This is a genomic window from Methyloterricola oryzae (genome assembly GCF_000934725.1).
Taxonomy (GTDB): domain Bacteria; phylum Pseudomonadota; class Gammaproteobacteria; order Methylococcales; family Methylococcaceae; genus Methyloterricola; species Methyloterricola oryzae.
Genome location: NZ_JYNS01000004.1, coordinates 109,112 through 129,568, shown reverse-complemented (window position 1 = coordinate 129,568; position 20,457 = coordinate 109,112). Strand labels below are relative to the sequence as shown.

The 20,457-nt window shown below is 64.5% G+C and carries 15 protein-coding genes; 10 read left to right on the top strand and 5 right to left on the bottom strand.

Going from position 1 to position 20,457, the window contains the following annotated elements:
• Positions 1-13 precede the first annotated feature (13 nt).
• The 7 genes from rlmH (at position 14) to EK23_RS07950 (ending at position 9,663) form a co-directional block, all read left to right on the top strand.
• Positions 14-481: a 23S rRNA (pseudouridine(1915)-N(3))-methyltransferase RlmH gene (gene rlmH, locus EK23_RS07980; RefSeq protein ID WP_045224816.1), complete on the top strand. Its 468-nt coding sequence runs from the start codon at positions 14-16 to the stop codon at positions 479-481.
• The gene (locus EK23_RS07975) at positions 478-1,089 is read left to right on the top strand and encodes a Maf family protein (protein WP_438941136.1); all 612 of its coding nucleotides are present in this window, start codon (positions 478-480) and stop codon (positions 1,087-1,089) included. The genes rlmH and EK23_RS07975 overlap by 4 nt, the downstream gene beginning before the upstream one ends.
• Positions 1,079-2,533: a ribonuclease G gene (rng, locus tag EK23_RS07970; RefSeq protein WP_045224814.1), complete on the top strand. Its 1,455-nt coding sequence runs from the start codon at positions 1,079-1,081 to the stop codon at positions 2,531-2,533. The genes EK23_RS07975 and rng overlap by 11 nt, the downstream gene beginning before the upstream one ends.
• Positions 2,534-2,543: 10 nt before the next feature.
• A complete protein-coding gene (locus EK23_RS07965; protein ID WP_045224813.1) occupies positions 2,544-6,425 on the top strand; it encodes a YhdP family protein in 3,882 nt (1,293 codons plus the stop codon).
• Positions 6,418-7,239 (top strand): carbon-nitrogen hydrolase family protein, encoded by an 822-nt coding sequence (locus EK23_RS07960; protein ID WP_045224812.1) that lies wholly within the window; start codon positions 6,418-6,420, stop codon positions 7,237-7,239. Before EK23_RS07965 ends, EK23_RS07960 begins: the two co-directional genes overlap by 8 nt.
• Before the next feature lie 24 nt (positions 7,240-7,263).
• Positions 7,264-8,709 carry a metalloprotease TldD gene (tldD, locus tag EK23_RS07955; RefSeq protein WP_045224811.1) on the top strand — a complete coding sequence of 482 codons (1,446 nt, stop codon included), beginning with the start codon at positions 7,264-7,266 and terminating at the stop codon, positions 8,707-8,709.
• Positions 8,710-8,802: 93 nt separating this feature from the next.
• A complete protein-coding gene (locus tag EK23_RS07950) occupies positions 8,803-9,663 on the top strand; it encodes a GGDEF domain-containing protein (protein WP_052808034.1) in 861 nt (286 codons plus the stop codon).
• A gap of 35 nt (positions 9,664-9,698) precedes the next feature.
• Here the strand turns inward: EK23_RS07950 and EK23_RS07945 are convergent, their stop codons facing one another.
• Positions 9,699-9,947 carry a hypothetical protein gene (locus EK23_RS07945; RefSeq protein WP_045224810.1) on the bottom strand — a complete coding sequence of 83 codons (249 nt, stop codon included), beginning with the start codon at positions 9,945-9,947 and terminating at the stop codon, positions 9,699-9,701.
• Positions 9,948-10,149: 202 nt separating this feature from the next.
• Between EK23_RS07945 and EK23_RS07940 the strand changes: the two genes are divergently transcribed.
• Complete coding sequence (locus EK23_RS07940; protein ID WP_052808033.1) at positions 10,150-10,809, top strand: uracil-DNA glycosylase; 660 nt, start codon at positions 10,150-10,152, stop codon at positions 10,807-10,809.
• On the opposite strand, the gene EK23_RS07935 is transcribed toward EK23_RS07940, so the two are convergent.
• The gene (locus tag EK23_RS07935) at positions 10,806-12,488 is read right to left on the bottom strand and encodes a hypothetical protein (RefSeq protein ID WP_045224809.1); all 1,683 of its coding nucleotides are present in this window, start codon (positions 12,486-12,488) and stop codon (positions 10,806-10,808) included. The two genes, EK23_RS07940 and EK23_RS07935, sit on opposite strands and share 4 nt — an antisense overlap.
• A gap of 192 nt (positions 12,489-12,680) precedes the next feature.
• On the opposite strand from EK23_RS07935, the gene EK23_RS07930 reads away from it, so the two are divergent.
• Together EK23_RS07930 and EK23_RS07925 are read left to right on the top strand one after the other, a co-directional pair.
• Positions 12,681-13,067 (top strand): hypothetical protein, encoded by a 387-nt coding sequence (locus tag EK23_RS07930; RefSeq protein ID WP_045224808.1) that lies wholly within the window; start codon positions 12,681-12,683, stop codon positions 13,065-13,067.
• A 153-nt stretch (positions 13,068-13,220) separates the two neighbouring features.
• On the top strand, positions 13,221-14,057 hold the full coding sequence (locus tag EK23_RS07925; RefSeq protein ID WP_045224807.1) for an inositol monophosphatase family protein: 837 nt from the start codon (positions 13,221-13,223) through the stop codon (positions 14,055-14,057).
• A gap of 9 nt (positions 14,058-14,066) precedes the next feature.
• Here the strand turns inward: EK23_RS07925 and EK23_RS07920 are convergent, their stop codons facing one another.
• Genes EK23_RS07920 through EK23_RS07910 form a run of 3 tightly spaced genes read right to left on the bottom strand, consistent with a single transcriptional unit; the run spans position 14,067 to position 20,324 of the window.
• On the bottom strand, positions 14,067-15,071 hold the full coding sequence (locus EK23_RS07920) for a dihydroorotate dehydrogenase-like protein (RefSeq protein ID WP_045224806.1): 1,005 nt from the start codon (positions 15,069-15,071) through the stop codon (positions 14,067-14,069).
• 19 nt (positions 15,072-15,090) lie between these two features.
• Complete coding sequence (gene nifJ / locus EK23_RS07915) at positions 15,091-18,681, bottom strand: pyruvate:ferredoxin (flavodoxin) oxidoreductase (protein ID WP_045224805.1); 3,591 nt, start codon at positions 18,679-18,681, stop codon at positions 15,091-15,093.
• The gene (locus tag EK23_RS07910) at positions 18,678-20,324 is read right to left on the bottom strand and encodes an NAD(P)-binding protein (RefSeq protein ID WP_045224804.1); all 1,647 of its coding nucleotides are present in this window, start codon (positions 20,322-20,324) and stop codon (positions 18,678-18,680) included. The genes nifJ and EK23_RS07910 overlap by 4 nt, the downstream gene beginning before the upstream one ends.
• Between the last annotated feature and the right edge of the window lie 133 nt (positions 20,325-20,457).

The window sequence follows — 20,457 nt, the reverse complement described above, 5'->3', positions numbered from 1 at the left end:
CGGGCATTAACGAATGCAGATCCAACTGGTTTGCGTGGGTAATCGCATGCCGGACTGGGTCGAGACCGGGTACGGCGAATTCGCCAAACGCCTGCCCCGCGAGTGCGAACTCAAGCTGCGTGAAATCGCCCCCGGGGTGCGCGGCAAGAATGCTGATCTGGCGCGGGCCATGGAAGATGAGGGCAAGCGCATGCTGGAGGCGATCCCGCCCGGCCATCACGCCGTGGCCCTGGACCTGAGCGGCGAGGAGTGGAGTACGCCGGAGCTGTCTCAAGTGCTGGCTCGCTGGCTGCGCGAGGGTCAGAATGTGTCGCTGATGGTCGGCGGCCCCGAGGGCTTGTCGCCCGGCTGCCTGCAGCGGGCGCGGCAGCGCTGGCGGCTTTCGGCCCTGACGCTGCCACATCCCCTGGTGCGCGTCGTGGTGGCTGAGCAGTTGTACCGCGCCTGGAGCATTCTCAACAATCACCCCTACCACCGCTGATGTCACCGTCTCCCCGCATCATCCTGGCTTCCACCTCGCCTCGGCGGCGCGAACTGTTGGCGCAGCTCGCCATTCCTTTCGAGGCTGTCGACGTGGAAGTGGACGAGACGCCGAGGTTGGGCGAGCCGGCAGAGGTCTACGTGGCGCGCGTGGCGGCGGAGAAGTCCTTGCAGGGCCAGTGCGAGGGCGCTGCGGCGCTCCCGGTGCTGGGAGCGGATACCGAGGTGGTGCTCGATGGCGAGGTGCTGGGCAAACCGCGGGATCGCGAGCATGGCGAGGCCATGCTCAAACGCCTCGCGGGCCGCGAGCACCGCGTCCTCAGCGGGGTGTCCCTGCGTTTCGGGGAGCAGCACTGGCAGGCCATGAGCGAAAGCAGGGTGTATTTCCGTGCGTTGCGCGATGCGGAGATCAGCGCCTACTGGAATACAGGGGAGCCCGCGGACAAGGCGGGGGCCTACGCCATTCAGGGTCTGGGGGCCGTTTTCATCGCCCGCCTGGAAGGCAGCTTTTCCGGCGTGATGGGACTGCCGGTTTACGAGACCGCGGAATTGCTGAGCCGGGTGGGAATCGATGTGTTCGGGGAGAGTCAGTGCCGCGATGAGCGATGAGATCCTGATCAATGTAACGCCGCCCGAGATCCGCGTCGCCATCGTCGAAAACGGCGTCTTGCAGGAGGTGCTGATCGAGCGGCTGCGCCGCCGTGGCCTAGTGGGCAACATCTACAAGGGCCGCATTTGCCGCGTGCTGCCCGGAATGCAGGCGGTGTTCGTGGATATCGGCCTCGAGCGCGCCGCATTCCTGCATGTGTCGGACCTCAACGCCGCAGACCGCGAGAAGGCGGTCAACGAGGAGATCGAACTGGCCTTTCGGGAGGGCCAGGACGTGGTGGTGCAGGTGGTGAAGGATCCCATCGGCACCAAGGGGGCGCGGCTGACCACGGAAATCTCCATACCCTCCGTGTACCAGGTATACATGCCCTATGCCAAGGTCAGCGGCGTGTCCCAGCGCATCGAGTGCGAGTCCGAGCGCATGCGGCTTCGGGCCTGCGTGGAAGCCTTTCAACGCGACCATGCAACGGGCGGCTTCATCGCGCGTACCGCTGCGGAAGGCGTCGACGAAGCTGCACTGCGCTCGGACATGCTGTTCCTGCAGAAGCTGTGGAATTCGGTGGCCCAGCGCATCAAGACGGTGCGGGTGAAGACCCTGCTGCACGAGGACCTGCCTTTGCCCATGCGGGTGCTGCGCGATCTGCACCGTTCCAAGGTGGAGAAGATCCGGGTTGACTCACGGGAAACCTATACGCGAATGCACAAGTTCGCCAAGGAGTTCGTGCCCGAGACCGTGCCCTTGATCGAGCATTACTCCGGCGAACGTCCGCTGTTCGACCTGTACGCCGTGGAAGAGGAGATCCAGCGCGCCTTGGAGCGCCGGGTGGTGCTGAAATCCGGCGGCTACATGATCTTCGACCAGACCGAAGCCATGACCACGGTGGATGTGAACACCGGCGCCTTCGTCGGCGGGCGCAATCTGGAAGAGACCATCTTCAAGACCAACCTGGAAGCGGCCCAGGCCATCGCCCGGCAGCTGCGCCTGCGCAATCTGGGTGGAATCATCATCATCGATTTCATCGACATGCAGGACGAGGAGCACAAGCAGCAGGTGCTCCAGGCCCTGGAAAAGAGTCTGGAAAAGGACCACGCCAAGAACACCATCAGCGAGGTGTCCAGCCTGGGCCTGGTGGAGATGACCCGCAAGCGCACCCGCGAGAGCCTGGAGCACATACTCTGCGAGCCATGCCCCTGCTGCGGCGGGCGCGGGGTGCTGAAAACCCCCGAGACCACCTGCCTTGAGATTTTCCGCGAAATCATCCGCGAAGTGAGGCAATATAACGTCCAGGAACTCCTGGTGCTGGCCTCCAATGAAGTGGTGGAACGTCTGCTCGACGAGGAGGCAGACATGCTTTCCGAACTGGAGCAGTTCCTCGGCGTGAACGTCAAGTTCCGCGCCGAATCCCAGTATTCCCAGGAGCAGTACGACGTAGTCCTCTTGTAGACCCGGCTCCTTGAAAATTGTCCGCCATGTCAGTCGTGCTGCGCGGTATGCCTTGTTTGCGACCTTGGTGGGGAGTGCGCTGGCGCTGAGCGTGCTGCGCTTCTGGCTGCTGCCGGAAGTCTCGCGTTTTCGGGAACAGTTGCAATCCCAGGCAAGCGAACGGCTGGGTGCCACCGTGCGCATCGGAACCCTGTCCGCGCGCATGCTGGGGCTGGAGCCGCAACTCGTTTTACGCGATCTTTCCGTGGTTTCCCGTTCCACCGGCCTGGAAGTGCTGCGCCTCAACAAGGTGGGCCTGGGCGTGAGCCTGGTGCAAAGCCTGCTGCAACGCAGCCCCGTTCTCACCAGCCTGCGTCTCGAGGAAGCGAAAGTCCTGCTGGAGCGGGGCGCGGACGGTTCATTCGGCATCGCCGGTCTGGGTTCGGGCGACGAGAGTCCCCTCTGGCTTTATCCCCTGGAGCGTCTGGCGCTGCGCGACATCGATCTGGCCTGGCGCGCGCCCCATGTCCCGGCGCCCCTGCCGCTGGGGCGCCTGAATCTCAGTTGGCGCAGCCGCGAGGCCCATCACCGCGTGAGCGCACTCCTGCGGCTGGCGCCGGATCTCGGCAGCCGTATCGCGCTGGCGGCCGATCTGAGTGGACCGGCCATTGAGCCATCGAACTGGCGGGGGGCGGTCTACCTGAAGGCTTCCGACCTCCAATTCGGCACGCCCCTCGCCGGCTTGTTCCCGGAGCAGGTTGCCCTTCACGCTGGCATCGGCGATCTGGAACTCTGGGGGCAGTGGGCGTCGGGAGCACTGGCCAGTGCGCGCGGCCGGATGGAACTGGCGAGGCCCGTGTTCGGCTTTGCCGGCGGCAGCGAGCTTCCTGGGTCGCAGGTTTCCCTGGATGGCTTTGCCAGCCGCTTCGTCTGGGAGCGCAGCGGTCGGGGATGGGAACTGGCCTTCAGCGGGCTGAGCCTCGAGCAGGGAGGACAGCGCGGTCCTCCCGTCGACCTGGCCGTGGCCCTGGATGTGGACGCTGCCGGTGCTTCCGTCCTGCGCGCCGCGGCTTCGGATCTGAGGCTGGAGGACGTGCTTCTTTTCGGCAAAGCCCTGCCGCCTGGTGCGTTGCGCAAGGCCCTCGACGATATGCAGCCTGCCGGCGTCATCACCCAGCCTGAGCTCGTGGTCGGCCTGAATGGCGGCGGACGCTTCGGATTTTGCGGCGGCTTCCGGGATCTGATGGTTCACCCCCGGGGGGCGTTGCCCGGTGCTGGCCCCCTGCGGGGTCGGGTCTGCGGCAGCGATCGGCGCGGTCTGGGCAGCATCGCCCTGGCTTTCGGAGAGGTCGGTGCGCCCCGCCTATGGCCGCATCCTGTCGCCCTGGAGACACTGGAAGCCCGCTGGCGGTGGGAGCGCGAGGAAGATGGCCTGCGCCTGGACCTCCCCGTGTTTGGGCTGAAGGCGCCAGGGCTGCATGGGACCGCATCGGGTCAGGTGCAAATACCGTCAGTAGGCGGACCGCCTTTCGTGGATTTGCAGGCGCGGCTTTACGACGTGGATGCCCGTCGCTTGCGCGACTATCTGCCCTTGTCCGCCATGCCGGATAATACCGCGCGCTGGCTGCGGGGCGCTTTCTCCAGCGGCCGTATCGAAACGGCGGACGTGCTGCTGCGGGGGCCCCTCGCGGCTTTTCCGTTTCGAGGCGGGGAAGGTGTGTTTCAGGCCCGGGCCCAGTTGGAGAACGTTGAGCTGATGTTCCACCCAGACTGGCCGCCGGCGCAAGGACTGAGCGGCCAGCTTGATTTCCAGCGAGCCGGAATGGATATCACCGCCCGCGCTGTCGAGGTCGGCGGCGTCCAGGTGCAAAACGCCCGAGCCCATGCCGGGGATTTCGACCTGGACCCCTGGCTGCTCATCTCCGGTGACATCCAGACCGATGTGCGCAAGTCCTTGGAGTTCCTGGAAAAGACCCCATTGCGGCAGATTCCGCATCGGGTATTCAAGTACACGGAGCCGAGTGGCCCGACCGACATCGATCTGAAACTGAGCGTCTATCTGCCCAGCGACCGGGACGAGGTCCGGGTGGACGGCAAGGCGGCATTCAAAAATGCCTTGATGGAATTCCCGGATCTGAACATCGGCATACGCCAGATGAGCGGTGCTCTAAAGTTCAGCGAAACGGGATTGTCTGCGGATGGGGTAAAGGGCGCGCTACTCGGGAGTCCGGTCAGCCTGGGGGTCGGTGAGGCGGGTGATGCCATCCGCGTGGAATTAAAGGGGAAAGCCGGGGTCGAAGAACTCGACCGGCTGGCACCTGCCGCTCATGTCGAGGACTACCTGAAGGGTGCGAGCGCCTACAGGCTGGTGGCGGATATTCCCAAGGAACTGGCGCCTGCCGGCGAGCCCATGCGGATAGCGCTGGAATCTGGGTTGGACGGCCTGGCGGTGTTGTTGCCGGCACCCATCGGCAAGCCTGGCGCATTGCAGCGCAGCCTGCGGCTGGAACTGGCTTTTCCCAGCGGCGAAGATCTGCCGATGCGGATCGTTTATGGCGCCGAGGGCCTGGCGGATCTGTGGTTCGACGAACATGACGGCCGTTATGACTTCGGCGGGGGCGACATCCTGGTAGGTCGGGTCACGGGTAAGCCTTCCCGTTCCGCCGGCCTTCGGCTGCGTGCCCGCTTGGGGGAGTTGGACGCTGCGGCCTGGAAGGATGCCTTGGCTCGAATCAGCCGCCGCGGCCCTCCCACCGGTTTGCTCAAGAGCGTCAGCGTGCAGACCGATGACCTGCGCTGGGACGGCAGGCGGCTGGGCCCCTTGAGCCTGGAGATGACGCAAGAGGGCAGCGACTGGAAAGGCTCGGTCGACGGCGCCATGGCGCAGGGCGATATCCTGCTGAAGGCGCCACAATTCGGCTACCCCTTGCTCAAGTTGGACCTGAAGCAGCTCAGCTTGCCGGATACCGATACGACCGGGGCGCCCAGGCCGACTGCCGCGGAGAGCTTGGCGGCGGATTCGATGCCGGCCTTGCAGGTACGGTCCGGGCGCACCCAGTGGCGGGGCTCGAATCTCGGGGCGCTCAACCTGCTGGCGGAGCGCTGGGCCCAGGGCCTTAATGTCAAGGAGCTGAGCCTGGTGCACGAGAACCACCGCCTGCAACTCAAGGGCAGTTGGTTGGGGCTGGCCGGAGCCGGTGAAACGCGGCTGGAGGGCAAGCTGGACATCCGGGATATGGGTGTGTTCCTGACCGGGCTGGGGTTTGGTAAGGAGATTCGCGATACGCCGACCCAGGCCCAGTTCGCCCTGGCGTGGCCAGGGGCACCTCAGGAGCTGAGTGCCGCCGGGGTGCGCGGGAGTGTCGAGCTGAAACTGGGGCGTGGCAGCGTGTTGAAGATGGAGCCGGGTCTGGGACGGGCATTGGCCGTGTTAAACTTGGACTCTTTGAAACGGTTGCTGCTTCTGGATTTCAGCGACATGTTCGGCAAGGGGCTGAGCTACGACAGCATGCGCGGCCATTTTGAACTGGGTGGTGGGCAGGCACGTAACAGCGGTTTTCTCATCGACGCGGTGGCTGGCACGATCCTGATCAGCGGCCGCGTCGGGTTGGTGGCCAGGGACCTGGACGAAACCGTGACGGTGATTCCCCATACCCTGGCCAGCCTGCCCATGAGCGGAGTGATGCTGGGCAGCGCCGCGGTGGGGGCTGCGCTTTCCGTGGCAGGCAAGCTGGTGGGGCAGGATAGCGTAAGCATCGCCAGCAACCGCTATGCGATCAAGGGCAGTTGGGATAACCCTCAAGTCAGCCGCAGCGAGGGCAACATGCCTTTGGACGTGCTGAATCGGGCGTGGTCGGGGCTGAAGAATTTTTCGGGTTTTGGCAGCAAAGGTGAGGAAGGCGTTAATGAATAAACCGGTTTTTGCGGCAGTGCAGATGGCGTCCAGCCCCAATGTCAGCGCCAATCTGATCGAAGCCGAACGGCTCGTGGCGCAGGCCGCTGCCCGGGGAGCCCGCTTGGTGGTGCTGCCGGAGAACTTCGCCATCATGGGCATGGGCGAGGCCGACAAGCTGGAAGTCGCCGAGGACGAGGGCAAAGGCCCCATCCAGGAGGCCTTGGCGCGCATGGCGGACAAGCATAAGGTCTGGATCGTCGGCGGCACCATGCCCATCCGCGCCAGCGCCGGCCGGGTGCGGGCGGCCTGCCTGCTTTACGACGCCGGCGGGCGTCGCGTCGGCCGTTACGACAAGATCCATCTGTTCGATGTCAACGTGCCGGGCACCGAGGAACGTTACCAGGAGTCCAACACCATCGAGGCCGGCGTTTCCCCCCTGGTCATGGATACGCCCTTCGGGCGGCTGGGCGTGGCCATCTGCTACGACCTGCGTTTTCCGGAGCTGTTCCGACAGATGGCGGAATCGGGCATGGATTTCCTCGCCGTGCCCTCCGCTTTCACCGCCCAGACCGGCGCGGCCCATTGGGAACTCCTGGTTCGGGCGCGCAGTGTGGAAAATCTGTGCTTCACCGTGGCCGCCAACCAGGGCGGGTTTCATGTGAACGGACGCGAAACCTTCGGCCATAGCATGATCGTCGATCCCTGGGGCAAGATCATGGACAGCCTGGCGTCGGGATCGGGGGTGGTGTGCGCGGAAATGGACCGCGAACGCCTGGAGCGGGTTAGAGTAGCGTTTCCGGCCTTGGAACACCGCCGGTTGCGTTGTATTTGAACGAGCGAGAACAACGAGATTCCCATGGCAAGTGATTCTTTGGCGATTGCCCGGCAATCCTTACTGGAGCCGGCGGGCCTCGGCAACAACGAGATCGACCACGTGATGGGGCAGCTGCTGGGCGCGTCCGTGGATGCGGCCGACATATACATGCAGACCAGCCGCTACGAGTCCTGGGCCCTGGAAGACGGCATCGTCAAGGAGGCCAGCCATAACATCGAGCAGGGCGTCGGCGTGCGCGCCGTGTCTGGTGAAAAGACCGGGTTTGCCTACAGCGACGAAGTGGCGCTCCCGGCCCTGCTGGATGCCGCACGAAATGCCCGCGCCATCGCCAGCGGCGGACAGTCGGGCAGCGTGGCGATACAGGGCAGGAACGCGCTATCGCAGCTGTATCCGCCCATCGACCCGCTGCAGTCCCTGGCTGAGGAAGAGAAAATCGAGCTGCTGCGGCGTCTGGACGAGGAAGCGCGCAGCCTGGACCCCCGGGTGGAGCAGGTGATGGTGAGCCTGATCGGCGCCCACGATGTGGTCCTGGTACTGGGTCAGGACGGCGTGATGCACGGCGATGTCCGCCCCTTGGTGCGACTGAATGTCTCGGTGATCGTGCAGCAGGGCGGTCGCCGCGAGCAGGGCAGCAGCGGCGGGGGCGGGCGTGCCGATTACCGCTATTTCCTGGAAGGCGGACGGGCTTCCGGCTACGCCCGCGAGGCGGTGCGCCAGGCCCTGGTGAACCTGGAGGCCGTGGCGGCGCCCGCCGGAAACATGACCGTCGTGCTCGGCCCCGGCTGGCCGGGCGTGCTGCTGCATGAGGCCGTGGGCCATGGCCTGGAGGGGGATTTCAATCGCAAGGGCACCTCGGCTTTCAGCGGCCGTCTGGGCGAGCGGGTGGCTTCGCCCTTGTGCACCGTGGTGGACGACGGCACCCTGCCGGGCCGGCGCGGCTCGCTCAACATCGATGACGAAGGCACGCCGACCCAGTGCACCACGCTGATCGAGAACGGCATCCTCAAGGGTTACATGCAGGACAAGCTCAACGCGCGCCTCATGGGCGTTGCTCCCACCGGCAACGGCCGCCGCGAGTCCTATTCCCACCTGCCCATGCCGCGCATGACCAATACCTACATGCTGGCGGGCCCCCACGATCCGCAGGAGATCATCGGCTCGGTGCAGTCGGGCCTGTACGCCAAGAATTTCGGCGGCGGGCAGGTGGACATCACCTCCGGCAAGTTCGTGTTTTCCGCCAGCGAGGCCTATCTGATCGAGAACGGCCGCATCACCCGTCCAGTCAAGGGCGCCACCCTCATCGGCAACGGTCCCGACGTCCTGACGCGCGTTTCCATGGTGGGAAACGATCTGGAACTGGATTCGGGCGTGGGCAGTTGCGGCAAGGAGGGCCAGAGCGTCCCCGTGGGCGTGGGGCAGCCCACCTTGCGGGTCGATGGCCTGACGGTGGGCGGAACCAGCGTCTAGTTCCGCGGCCCGTATGCCGGAGCGGCTTTCGAGTCCGCGGGGGCCGGGTCGGGACGCTGCCATGTCGCGGTACCGCACACGGAGACCGCCGTGATGGCGTGGGTCGCCGGTATCCTCATCGCGTCCATCGCACTGCAGATTGCGGCCGCTGTGGCCGCCATGCTGCAGGTCGGCCACGCGAGCCGTTTCCGCTTCGCCTGGGTGTGCGTGTCCCTGGCGCTGCTGCTGATGGTCGAACGGCGGGTGGAGCCGCTCCTGATGCTGCGGGCGGATCCGGATCCGCGTTGGGTCAATAATGTCACCGGCCTGTTGATTTCCACCTTGATGGCCGCCGGCGTGTTTGGCCTGCGCAGCCTGTTCCGGACCTTGCGGCAGCAGGATGAACTGCTCAAGCAACTGGCCGCCACCGATCCCCTGACCGGGCTGGCCAATCGTCGTGCCCTCAACGACTGTGCGCAGCGCGAAATGCGATTGAGCCAACGTACCGGGAAGACCTTGTCGGTCCTCATGATCGATCTCGACTATTTCAAGCAGGTCAACGATCGTTACGGGCATTCCGCCGGCGATGCGGTGCTAGTGCGGGTGGCCGAAAAGTTAAGGAACAGCCTGCGCAATGTGGATCATATCGGACGCTGGGGCGGCGAGGAATTCGTGGCGCTGTTGCCGGATGTGGATGCGGAAGGCGCCATGCGCGTGGCCGAGCGTGTGCGGCGGGATATTGGCGACGAAATGAAGGACGAGGTCAAGATCACCGTGAGCATAGGCGTTACCGCGTATCGTCCGGAGCGGCAGAGCCATGGTGACATGTGGCCCGTCCTCGTCGACCAGGCGGACTGCGCTCTTTACCTCGCCAAGCAGGAAGGGCGCAACCGCACACGCCTGTACGCCCCGCAGAGTGCGGCCGAGGCCCATGTGGCCGCGGCGGGCGGGCTCAGAGGCTTTGAAAAATCGTAGCGATCGGGCCGCGCAGTCAATTTTCTCACAACCGCTCAGTGCAGGTATGAGGCCTGTGACTCCGGATTGAGCTGATTGATGGTCGAGACGGGCGATATCATCTCTGGCCAGACCCAGGTCTTGGTACCCTCGGGTATGGTGCCGCGCTCGGTGACGCAGGGGGACAGCAGGACCACATCGTAGAAAGGCTCGCCCCATTTCATGCCTTCATCGATGATCCGGGCGTAACAATGGCAGCCGTTGAAAATGGCGTTGACGATGGTGCCGGGCTTGTAAGGCCGCATCGGGTTCACTCCCCTCATGACAAGGAAAATCAGCGCAATCGCGTCGTGCCTTCGGTACCCTGGAGCCGCATGCCCCGGGTCCGGATTCAAGCAATGGTGATCCAGACATTTGCATGCAGCGCCCGTTCTTGTCAAGCGGGCTTGGGGCCGCGACCGGACACAATACCCGATCCCAACCACGCGAAAAGACGGAGATGGCCTCATGCCCGCTGAAAGGGCGTTGCAACTTGCAGAGAAATTGACGGCAAAGCTGCCGGTAGGCGGGGCAGGACTGTTTCATCCCTGGCGGGAGCAGTGCCCCTTTGATGCCGAAGGCTCAGGGCCCGATGGACGTATTGCGCGGCTGGCGAGTCACCTGGACTGCGAACCGCGATTGATCCTGGTAGGCGAGGCCTGCGGCTATCAAGGCTGCCGCTACAGTGGCATCCCTTTTACCAGCGAGCGCTTGTTGCTGGAAGGCGCCATCCCGCGCATGGCGCCGGTGAAGGCGCGGCTTTCCCTGCGTGCGAAGCCTTTCTCAGAGCCCTCGGCCACCATCGTCTGGAAATCACTCTATAGGCTGGGTCTGGCTGGCGATACCATCCTCTGGAATGCGCTGCCGCTGCACCCTCACCGTGTCGAAACACCCTGGAGCAATCGCACGCCGACCGATGTCGAACTGGCTGTGGGTGCCGAGGCTCTCAAGCTGCTGCGCCAGGCCTTTGCCGAAGCGGTGATCGTGGCGGTGGGCAGGAAGGCCGAAGCATCGCTGCAACGCCTCGGCTTGCAATGCGACGGAGCGGTGCGCCATCCCGCTAACGGTGGCGCGACAGCTTTTTTTCAGGGGCTCTCGCAGCTTGCGGGCGCCGGGTTGCGCAGCTAAACGGCGGCGCCTGTCGCGCTCGGGTCCGTTGGGATCGCCGCGGAAGGCTGATTTCGGGACGGACTGGTGGTGTCCCGCCCGGGAATTTCTCTCGCCAGAGCATCCAGATGTTCCCGCCGCTGGCTTAATGCGGTGGCAACTTCCACCTGCCACAGACGGTGGCGCGCGCCGCTGGGGTCATCGAGCAGGCCTGCCGCTTCGCGCTGGTGCTGCAGCCAGCTATCGTAAGGCGGGAGGGTTTCGGCTTGGAAATATTCGGGCTTTTTTCCGTGCAATGCCTGTCCTCCCGCACTAATGCTGCAGGACGGCCGGCTGGCGTCGAGCCGATTGGGCGCCAGGGGTTCGCGCTGCAGCACCAGTTCGGCCACCTCCTGTATGAACCAGTAGTCCGGCGGCGCCGGGCCTTTTGCCTTGCGCGATTGCTGCAGCATGACTTCCGCTGCGACCTGCGGAAACTTCTTCTCCACCGCGGAGTGGGAAGCGAGGTGGGCCTGGCCGGATACCGTGATGCGCCGTAACGTGTCATGGTCGTCGGAAAGGATGACGCTGCCATAGGGATTGGACCACAACTTGGCCGCATGTCCGTGCACCGCATTGCCGGGGTGATAGGGAATCAGCAGCAAGAGACGGCCGGAACTGCGCACCGCGAAGGCGGCATGTCCGAGATCGCCGTTGCGAGGCGAGGCCCCCGGAAGCCCGCTACTGGAAACCGTGATTTGAATCGCTTCAAACTGGCGGCTGACGAAATCTTCGAAATCCAGTTCGGTCAGGTCGGGTGGGTGCCGGTTGGTCAAGGGCGTGGGACGCTTGATGAACAGGTTCTGTGAACACTGGGTGAAAGCCTCCTCTGTCGCGCCGACACAGAACGCGAGCGAGCAATCCGTGTTCCGGGCGAAATCGCGGTAGGGATCCATGAGGCTCTCGGACAGCCCGAAACGGTGGGCCAGTTCGGCCGGCCACATGGCTTCGATGCCGAACAGGGTGATATGCAGGCCCATGGCATCTGGATCATGGGGGTGCAGGGCAAGCACCGCCAAGTGGCGCTGCGAGAGCGCCGCGTCTAGGGTTTCCAGAACCTGTCCCGCTGCTGGGCTCTGGCGCGCGCTGACTCGAGCTGATGGGCCGCTCGTACTCTCGCCGTCGATCACTTCCCTGAAATAGTCGGGCATCGGCGCGAGCCCATACAGCCAGCGTGCCGCCTGCTCGGCTTCGCCGCGGCGCTTCAAACGAGGCAGGCACAATGCCACCGCCACCGTGCCCGGATTCAATACGATCAGGGGGGGTGGTCCTTGCGGATTCTCCAGCACAGCGGCGCAGGTCTTGCGCCGGCGTCCCCAGAAGTGGCCACGCGGCTCGCCTCCCGCGGCCAACACGGCCTGGGGCGCGGTGGCTGCAAAGGCCCCCATGGTCGGGTTCAAAAACTGACGATACTGCTTTTCGTAGAAGGTATCGGCTCCCATGGCCACTTTGGCCTCAGGGAGGTGCCCGTTGCTACGTTTGGCTTTGTGCACGCTGAGAATGTACTGGAAGGCGTGCTCGGCGGCGGGGCCGGGGGAGCCGCGCCGGCGCAAGAGCTTCTCGGCCGCCGGTTCGCGCCACGCGGGGGGCAGAAGCCCGATCATGCGGTAAGTCAGGGTGCGCAGAGCGGAGATGCGGTACTTGTTCGTATGCCTTTCCATAGGGTGTGGCTCCCTCGAGAAATGAATGTACACGCCTGCGCCGGGGTTGGGAGTTCCCTTACCCCAAGTGAGGAATACTGTCTACGCGCAAGGTGGTCAAATGTCAAGCGGCTGGAGCGCCATTCGCACTCGCGTCAAGAAAGGATGCTTTCCCTTGGCTGTCTCAGGCCGGTTTTGTGATCCGGCCGAATTTTGCTGACTAAAGAGTGGGGCAAAAGCGCCGATCTCATCCGCAGAGTGCTTGAAGAGGCTTGGATCCAAATAAGAAATTACGAACGTCATAAGTTTGAAATTATTTTTTATACGGCAACAATCAATTTAGGTGTATTTTTCTCAGGATTCGTTATGATTGTTTCCGAAACGAAGCTTATGGAGGCTGAAATGCATATTTTGTTGCTTATTGTGGTCGTTCCCTTTGCGGTTCTGTTTGCGGGGCTGAGCCTATTCGGTCTGACCGTGATCATGTCGTTCTTCATCCAGTTCCCGCTGGCCCTGCTGGCTGTGCTGGGTATCGGTGTCCTCCGCCACTACCTTGTCAATCTGGGTACGAAGCGGGGCGTTCCATGCGAGCAGGTCTGAGCAGAACGATAACCGCACTTTCCCCCTGAGTCCCGGCCTCGAGCCGGGACGCTTTTTTCAAGTTCTCAGTTCTCATCGGCAGTGGCCGATGCCTTCCCCCGCTTCCCGCGTTAAAATGCCGGCCCGCCCTTGATGCCTGCGAGCCGAGCCCCGATGCCAACGGACACCCAAACTCTCAAGACCATTCTCGAAGACGCCATCGCCATCGCCCGTGGCGCCGGGGAGATCCTGCTGGAAGGCTGGACCGCCCTGGAGGCCTCCCGAGCCATGGCAGTGGAATTCAAGAGCACGGACATCGACCCGGTGACGGAATACGATCTTCGCAGCGAACAGTTCATCGTCGGCGAATTGCGCCGGCTTTATCCGGGGCACCGGATCGTGGGCGAGGAAGGCGGAGCCTATGAGCAACCGGCGCAGCCCGATGGAGCCGGCCATGTCTGGCATGTGGACCCGCTGGACGGCACGGTGAATTTCGCCCATGGCTTTCCCCTGTTCTGCGTCTCCCTGGGGCTTTACATCGAGGGTCAACCGGCTGTGGCGGTGGTCTACAACCCGGCATTGGGCCAGATGTACGCGGCGGCGCGGGGCTTGGGCGCCACCTGCAACGGCAGGCCGATGCGTGTATCGGCTACGCCCGACCTGCGGCGAGCCTTGCTCATCACCGGATTCGCCTATGACACCCATGTGAGCGACAGCAACTTGGGCAATTTCCTCGCATTCCAGCACACCGCCCAGGCCACAAGGCGCATCGGGTCCGCCGCCCTTAATCTGTGCTTCACGGCGGCGGGACAGATGGACGGCCATTGGGAAATGAAGGTGAAGCCCTATGACATTGCCGCCGGCGTCCTGCTGGTGCGGGAAGCGGGCGGGACGGTGACGGATTTCGACGGCGGCGACGCGATGCTCGCCTCGGGACGCATTGTCGCCAGCAACGGCCTGATCCATCAGGCCATGCTGGACGTGCTCAGGTCGACCGGGGACCGGGACTGAAGCTCCCGGTTATTGCCGGTAGTTGGGCTGGTAGCTCTCCAGCATCTTGATGTAGTTGGCGCGCTCGAAGGCCTTGGGGTTGGCCACGCGGCTGTGGCTCATGACGCCGCGCAGGCGCGCGACGGATTCGAACTGCCGGCTTTCCATCCAGCGGGTCAGGCCCGCCAGCAACTCGCCCAGGTAGGCGGGGCCGTTGCGCAGCAGGGCCGAGGCGGTCATCACCGTGTCGGCCCCCGCCAGCAGGTATTTGACGATCTCGTCCGCCGTCTGCACGCCGCGGGTGGCGCCGATGGAGGCCTTGATCTGGCCGTGCAGCAGGGCGATCCACAGCAGGGGCAGGCGGATTTCGTCGGCGTTGCTGAGGTGCAGGGTGGAATTCACCTCCAAGTGCTCGGTGTCGATATCCGGCTGGTAGAAGCGGTTGAACAGCACCAGCGCGTCGGCTCCGGCGTCGTCCAACTGCTTGGCCATGTGGCCGAAGGCGCTGAAGAAGGGGCTCAGCTTGAGGGCGACGGGAATGCCCACGGCGGATTTCACGGTCTTGAGGATGTCCAGATACCGCTGTTCCACCTCCAGGCTGGAAATCTCCAGATTCGGCTCCACCGCGTAGATGTTCAGCTCCAGCCCCTTGGCGCCCGCCTGCTCCATCTGCTTGGCGTATTCCACCCAGCCATGGGCGGTGGCGCAGTTGAGGCTGGCGATCAGCGGGATCTCGATGGTTTCGCTGGCGGTCCGGATCAGTTCCAGGTAATTGTCGGGCCCGGCGGGGAAGGCGTCCACCGCCGGAAAATAGCTCAGCGACTCGGCAAAGCTCTGCGTCCCCGCCTCCATGAAATGGCTGAAGGCCTCGTTCTCGTGGTGTATCTGCTCCTCGAACAGGGAGAACATCACGATGGCGGCGGCGCCGGAGTCCTCCAGGCGGCGGATGCCGTCCACGGATTCGGACAGCGGCGAGGCCGAGGCGATGATCGGGTGTTTGAGCTCAAGGCCCATGTAGGTGGTGGTCAAATCCATCACGGTTTCCTCCGAAGGCTCAGGCGACGGTCATGCCGGCGTCGGGATGGAAGCGGTCGCCGCCACGCGTCGCCATTTCCTCGTAGATCTCCCATTTCTGGTTGACCACCTTTTGGGCCAGGCCCAGAAGACGCTCGTATTCCACCGGATTGGTGCGGCTGAGCATCTTGTAGCGCAGTTCGTTGGCCGTGTAGTCCTTGAGCGCGATGCGCGGCCGGGGCGAATCCAGCACGAAGGGATTGCGCTCGGAATCGCGCAGGGCCGGATTGTAGCGCAGCAAGGGCCAGTAACCGCTGGCTACCGCCAGATCCTGCTGCTTCAGGCCCTGCTGCATGTTGATGCCGTGGGCGATGCAATGGCTGTAGGCGAGGATCAGGGAGGGCCCGGGGTAGGCCTCGGCTTCGCGCAGGGCCAACAGGGTTTGCTGCGGATTGGCGCCCATGGCGATGCGCGCCACGTAGACATTGCCGTAGGAGATCGCCTGCAGGGCGATGTCCTTCTTGGCCACCGGCTTGCCAGCGGCGGCGAATTTGGCCACGGCGCCCAGCGGCGTCGCCTTGGACATCTGGCCGCCGGTGTTCGAGTAGACCTCGGTGTCCATCACCAGCACATTGACGTTGCGCCCGCTGGCCAGCACATGGTCCAGGCCCGCCGAGCCGATGTCATAGGCCCAGCCGTCGCCGCCGACGATCCAGATGCTGCGGCGCACCAGATGGTCCACCACCGACAGCAGGTCACGCGCCGTTTCGTTGTCCATGCCCTTGAGCGAAGCCTTCAGCTCCGCAACTCTTAGGCGTTGCAGGCATATCTGCGATTCGGTCACCTGCGGCGCCTGCAGAATCTCGTCCACCCGCTCCGCCCCCAGTTGCGGCTTCAGGGCCTCGCACAACTGGCGGGCGAGCCCCAGGTGCTTGTCGGCGCTGAGCCTGAAGCCCAGGCCGAATTCGGCGTTGTCCTCGAACAGGGAATTGGACCAGGCGGGGCCGCGGCCTTCCGCATTGGTGGTCCAGGGTGTGGTGGGCAGGTTGCCGCCGTAAATTGAGGAGCAGCCGGTGGCATTGGCCACCACCATGCGGTCGCCGAACAATTGCGAAAGCAGGCGCACATACGGTGTCTCGCCGCAGCCGGCGCAGGCGCCGCAGAATTCGAACAGCGGCTGCAGGAACTGCGCGCCGCGCACCGAGGAGAAATCCACCCGGGCGCGGTCGTTGACCGGGATGGATTCGAAGAAGCCGATGTTGCCCCTCTCCGCCTCCAGCACCGGCTCCTTGGGCCGCATATTGATCGCCTTCACCCCGCTTTCCTTCAGGCTCTTGGCCGGGCAGGCCTCCACGCACAGGCCGCAGCCGGTGCAGTCTTCCAGATAGACCTGCAGGGTATAGCGGGTTTCCGGGAAGCCTCGGGCGCTGATGGGCGCGGACTTGAAGGCGTCCGGCGCTTCCTTGAGCTTGGACTCGTGGTAGAACTTGCTGCGGATCACGCTGTGAGGGCAGACGAAGCTGCAATTGCCGCACTGGATGCAGATATCCGGCTCCCAGACCGGCACGAAGGGTGAGATGTTGCGCTTTTCCCATTGGGTGGTGCCCGTCGGGTAGGTCCCGTCCAGCGGCAACGCGCTCACCGGCAGTTCGTCGCCCTTGCCCGCCATCATCAGCGCCGTGACCTTCTGCACGAAGTCCGGCGCCTGGGGCGGCACCGCGGGCGGCAACTGCCGGGTGCTGCTAGCGGCGGCAGGAATCTTCACCGGATAGAGATGGGCGAGGGTCTCGTCCACCGCCTTGAAGTTCTTCTGCACCACGTCCTCGCCCTTCTTGCCGTAGGTCTTCTTGATGGTTTCCTTGATCTTGGCGATGGAGTCTTCCCGCGGCAGCACCCCGGAAATGGCGAAGAAACAGGTCTGCATGATGGTATTGGTGCGCGAACCCATCCCCGTGTCCTGGGCTACCTGGGTGGCGTCGATCACGTGCAGTTGCAGCTGCTTGGCGATGATGTCCTCCTGCATGCTGCGCGGCAGCTGGTCCCAGACCTCCTGCGGTCCATAGGGGCTGTTGAGCAGGAAGGTGGCGCCGGGGCGCGCGTTTTCCAGCACGTTCACCTTTTCGATGAAATTGAACTGGTGGCAGGCGATGAAATGGGCCTGGCTGATGAGGTAGGGCGCGTCGATGGGATCGGGCCCGAAGCGCACGTGGGACACGGTGCGCGAGCCGGATTTCTTGGAGTCGTAGACGAAATAACCCTGAGCATAGAGCGGCGTGGACTCGCCGATGATCTTGATGCTGTTCTTGTTCGCCCCCACGGTGCCGTCGGCGCCCAGGCCGAAGAACAGGGCGCGGAACAGGTTGTCCGGCTCGATCTGGAAGGCGGGGTCGTAGTCCAGGCTGGTGTGAGAGACATCGTCGTGGATGCCCACGGTGAAATGGTTCTTGGGACTGTCCTTGGCCAGTTCGTCCAGCACCGCCTTGGCCATGGCCGGCGTGAATTCCTTGGAGGACAGGCCGTAGCGTCCGCCGATGATGCGCGGCAACTGCGGCGTGGGCAGGCGGCCGGCGCTGAAAGCCTCGGTGAGCACGGTCACCACGTCCTGGTAGAGCGGCTCGCCCGCGGTGCCCGGCGTCTTGGTGCGGTCCAGCACGGCGATGGCGCGGGTGCTGGCGGGCAAGGCCGCCATCAGGTGTTCGGCGGAGAAGGGCAGGCACAGGCGGACATGGATGACTCCGACCTTCTCGCCCTGATCCGCGAGATAGGCTACCGCCTGCCGCAAGGTGTGCGCGCCGGAGCCCAGGATGACGGCGACGCGCTCGGCCTGCGGGTGTCCGTAGTAGTCGAACAGCTTGTAGGCGCGCCCGGTGAGGGCGGCAAAGCGGTCCATGACGCCCTGCACGATGGCGGGCAGTTGGGCATAGTACGGGTTGACCGTCTCCCGTCCCTGGAAATAGACATCCGGGTTCTGGGCGGTGCCGCGGATGAAGGGGCTGTCCGGATTCAGCGCGCGGGCACGGTGCGCGCGCACCAGCCGCTCGTCAATCATGGCGCGGATCTGCTCGTCCGGCACCAGCAAGAGCTTGCTGACTTCGTGGGAGGTCCTGAAGCCGTCGAAGAAATGCACGAAGGGCACCCGCGACTCCAGGCTGGCGGCCTGGGCAATGAGGGCCATGTCGTGGGCTTCCTGTACCGAAGCCGAGGCGAGTTGGGCGAAGCCGGTATTGCGCACCGCCGCCACGTCGGAATGGTCGCCGAAGATGGAAAGCCCTTGCGCCGCCAGGGAACGCGCCGCCACATGGAACACCGCCGGAGTCAGCTCGCCGGCGATCTTGTACATGTTCGGGATCATCAGCAGCAAGCCTTGCGAGGCCGTGAAGGTGGTGGTCAGCGCGCCGGTCTGCAGGGCGCCGTGCACCGCGCCGGCGGCGCCGCCTTCGCTTTGCATCTCCACCACCAGGGGCACGTTCCCCCAGAGATTGGTCTTGCCCTCGGCCGCCCACTGGTCGGCGAGTTCCGCCATGGTGGAGGAGGGGGTGATGGGGTAGATGGCGCAGACTTCGTTGACCCGGTAGGCGATGTAGGCAACGGCCTCGTTGCCTTCGAGGGTGATGACTTTGGGTGCGTTCATGGTTGTTCTCCGGTTTCCGGAGTCATCTCGATGGCGTGGCAGGGGCACTGCTCATAGCACACGGCGCAGCCGGTGCAGCGGTCGTAGGCATAGCGGTAGCGGGCGCCGGGGCCCAGCTTGATGATGGCCTGCTCCGGGCAGGCGCCGTAGCAGCCGTCACATTCGAAGCAGTTGCCGCAGGAGAAGCAGCGGCGCGCCTCGAACACCGCCTCCGTCTCGGCCAGGCCCTTCACCACTTCGTCGAAGCCGTAACGCCGGCGCTCGGCGTCCAGGGTTTCCTGATGGCGCTGTTCCGCCTCGGTGAGATACCAGATGTGCAGCTTCTCGAAGCCTGCCAGTTCGTGCTTAGGCGGCTTGACGTAGACCTCGCCGCGCAGGAAGGCGTCGATGTGGCGCGCCGCCTTTTTTCCGTGACCCACGGCCACGGTGACGGTGCGCTCGCTGGGCACCATGTCGCCGCCGGCGAAGATGCCGGGGTGGCCGGTCATCATATTGGCGTCGACGATGACGGTGCCATCTCGCTGGAACTGAATCTCGGGCACGGCCTTCATGAATCCGGTGTCCGTGTCCTGGCCCAGGGCCAGGATCAGGGCGTCGGCCTCCAGGGTCTCGAATTCCCCCGTGGGCTCCGGATAGCCCTGCTCGTTGATCTTCATCACCTCGACGGTGATGTGGGTCTGGTCGATCTCCTTGATGGTGCGTAGCCAGTTGATCTTGACGCCTTCCTCCATGGCCTCGTCGGCCTCGAAGGGATGGGCCGGCATGTGCTCGCGGTCGCGCCGGTAGATGATCAGGGCTTCTTCCGCACCCAGGCGCTTGGCGGTGCGGGCGGCGTCCATGGCGGTGTTGCCGCCGCCGTAGATGGCCACCCGGCGGCCCAGGCTCGGGGCATCGCCGCTGGCGGCATCGCGTAGATAGGACACGGCGTCGAGGATTTTGCCGGCGTCGCGGGCGGGGATGTCCACGCGCTTGCTGAGGTGGGCGCCCACGGCGACGAAAACGGCATCGAAGCCGCCCGCCTGCTTTTCCAGCAGTAGGTCCTGAACCTTGTGGTTGAGAACGATCCTGACGCCCAGGTCCTCGATGCGGCGTATCTCGCCCATCAGTTCATGGCGCGGCAGGCGGTAGGCGGGGATGCCGAAATTCATCATGCCGCCGGGCACTGGGCCTGCCTCGTGGATTTCCACGCTGTGGCCCAGTCGCGCCAGATGATAGGCCGCCGACAGTCCGCTGGGTCCGCCGCCCACCACCAGGACGCGTTTGCCGCTGAGAGGCTGGTCGGGCACGATTTTCCAGCCCTCCTTGAGGGCCATGTCACCCAAGAAGCGTTCGACGGCGTGGATGCTCACCGCACTGTCCACCTGGGTGCGATTGCACTGGCTCTCGCAGGGGTGGTAGCAGACGCGGCCATGGGTGGCGGGCATGGGATTGTCCCGCATGAGGGTCTGCCAGGCCTGCTCGTAGCGGCCGGCCTGCACCTGGGCGAGCCAGGCCTGGATGTTCTCGCCGGCGGGACAGGCGTTGTTGCAGGGGGGCAGCAGGTCCAGGTAGATCGGACGTTGGCTTCTCACCGGCCCCGTTCCCTTGCCGTGCTTGAGCAGGTCGGCGGGGCGGGTCAGGTCTTTGGGCTTGGAGCTGATCATGGTCCTTTTCTCCAATAGGCGGCGCTTGTGGGGTCCACGCTTAGCCGGGTCATGCCCGGTCGCGGTTCGCGCGCCTCGAACCGTCGCGGTCGCCCCTTAGTTTAGAGGCTTGAGTGGCGGAATCAACCGCAAT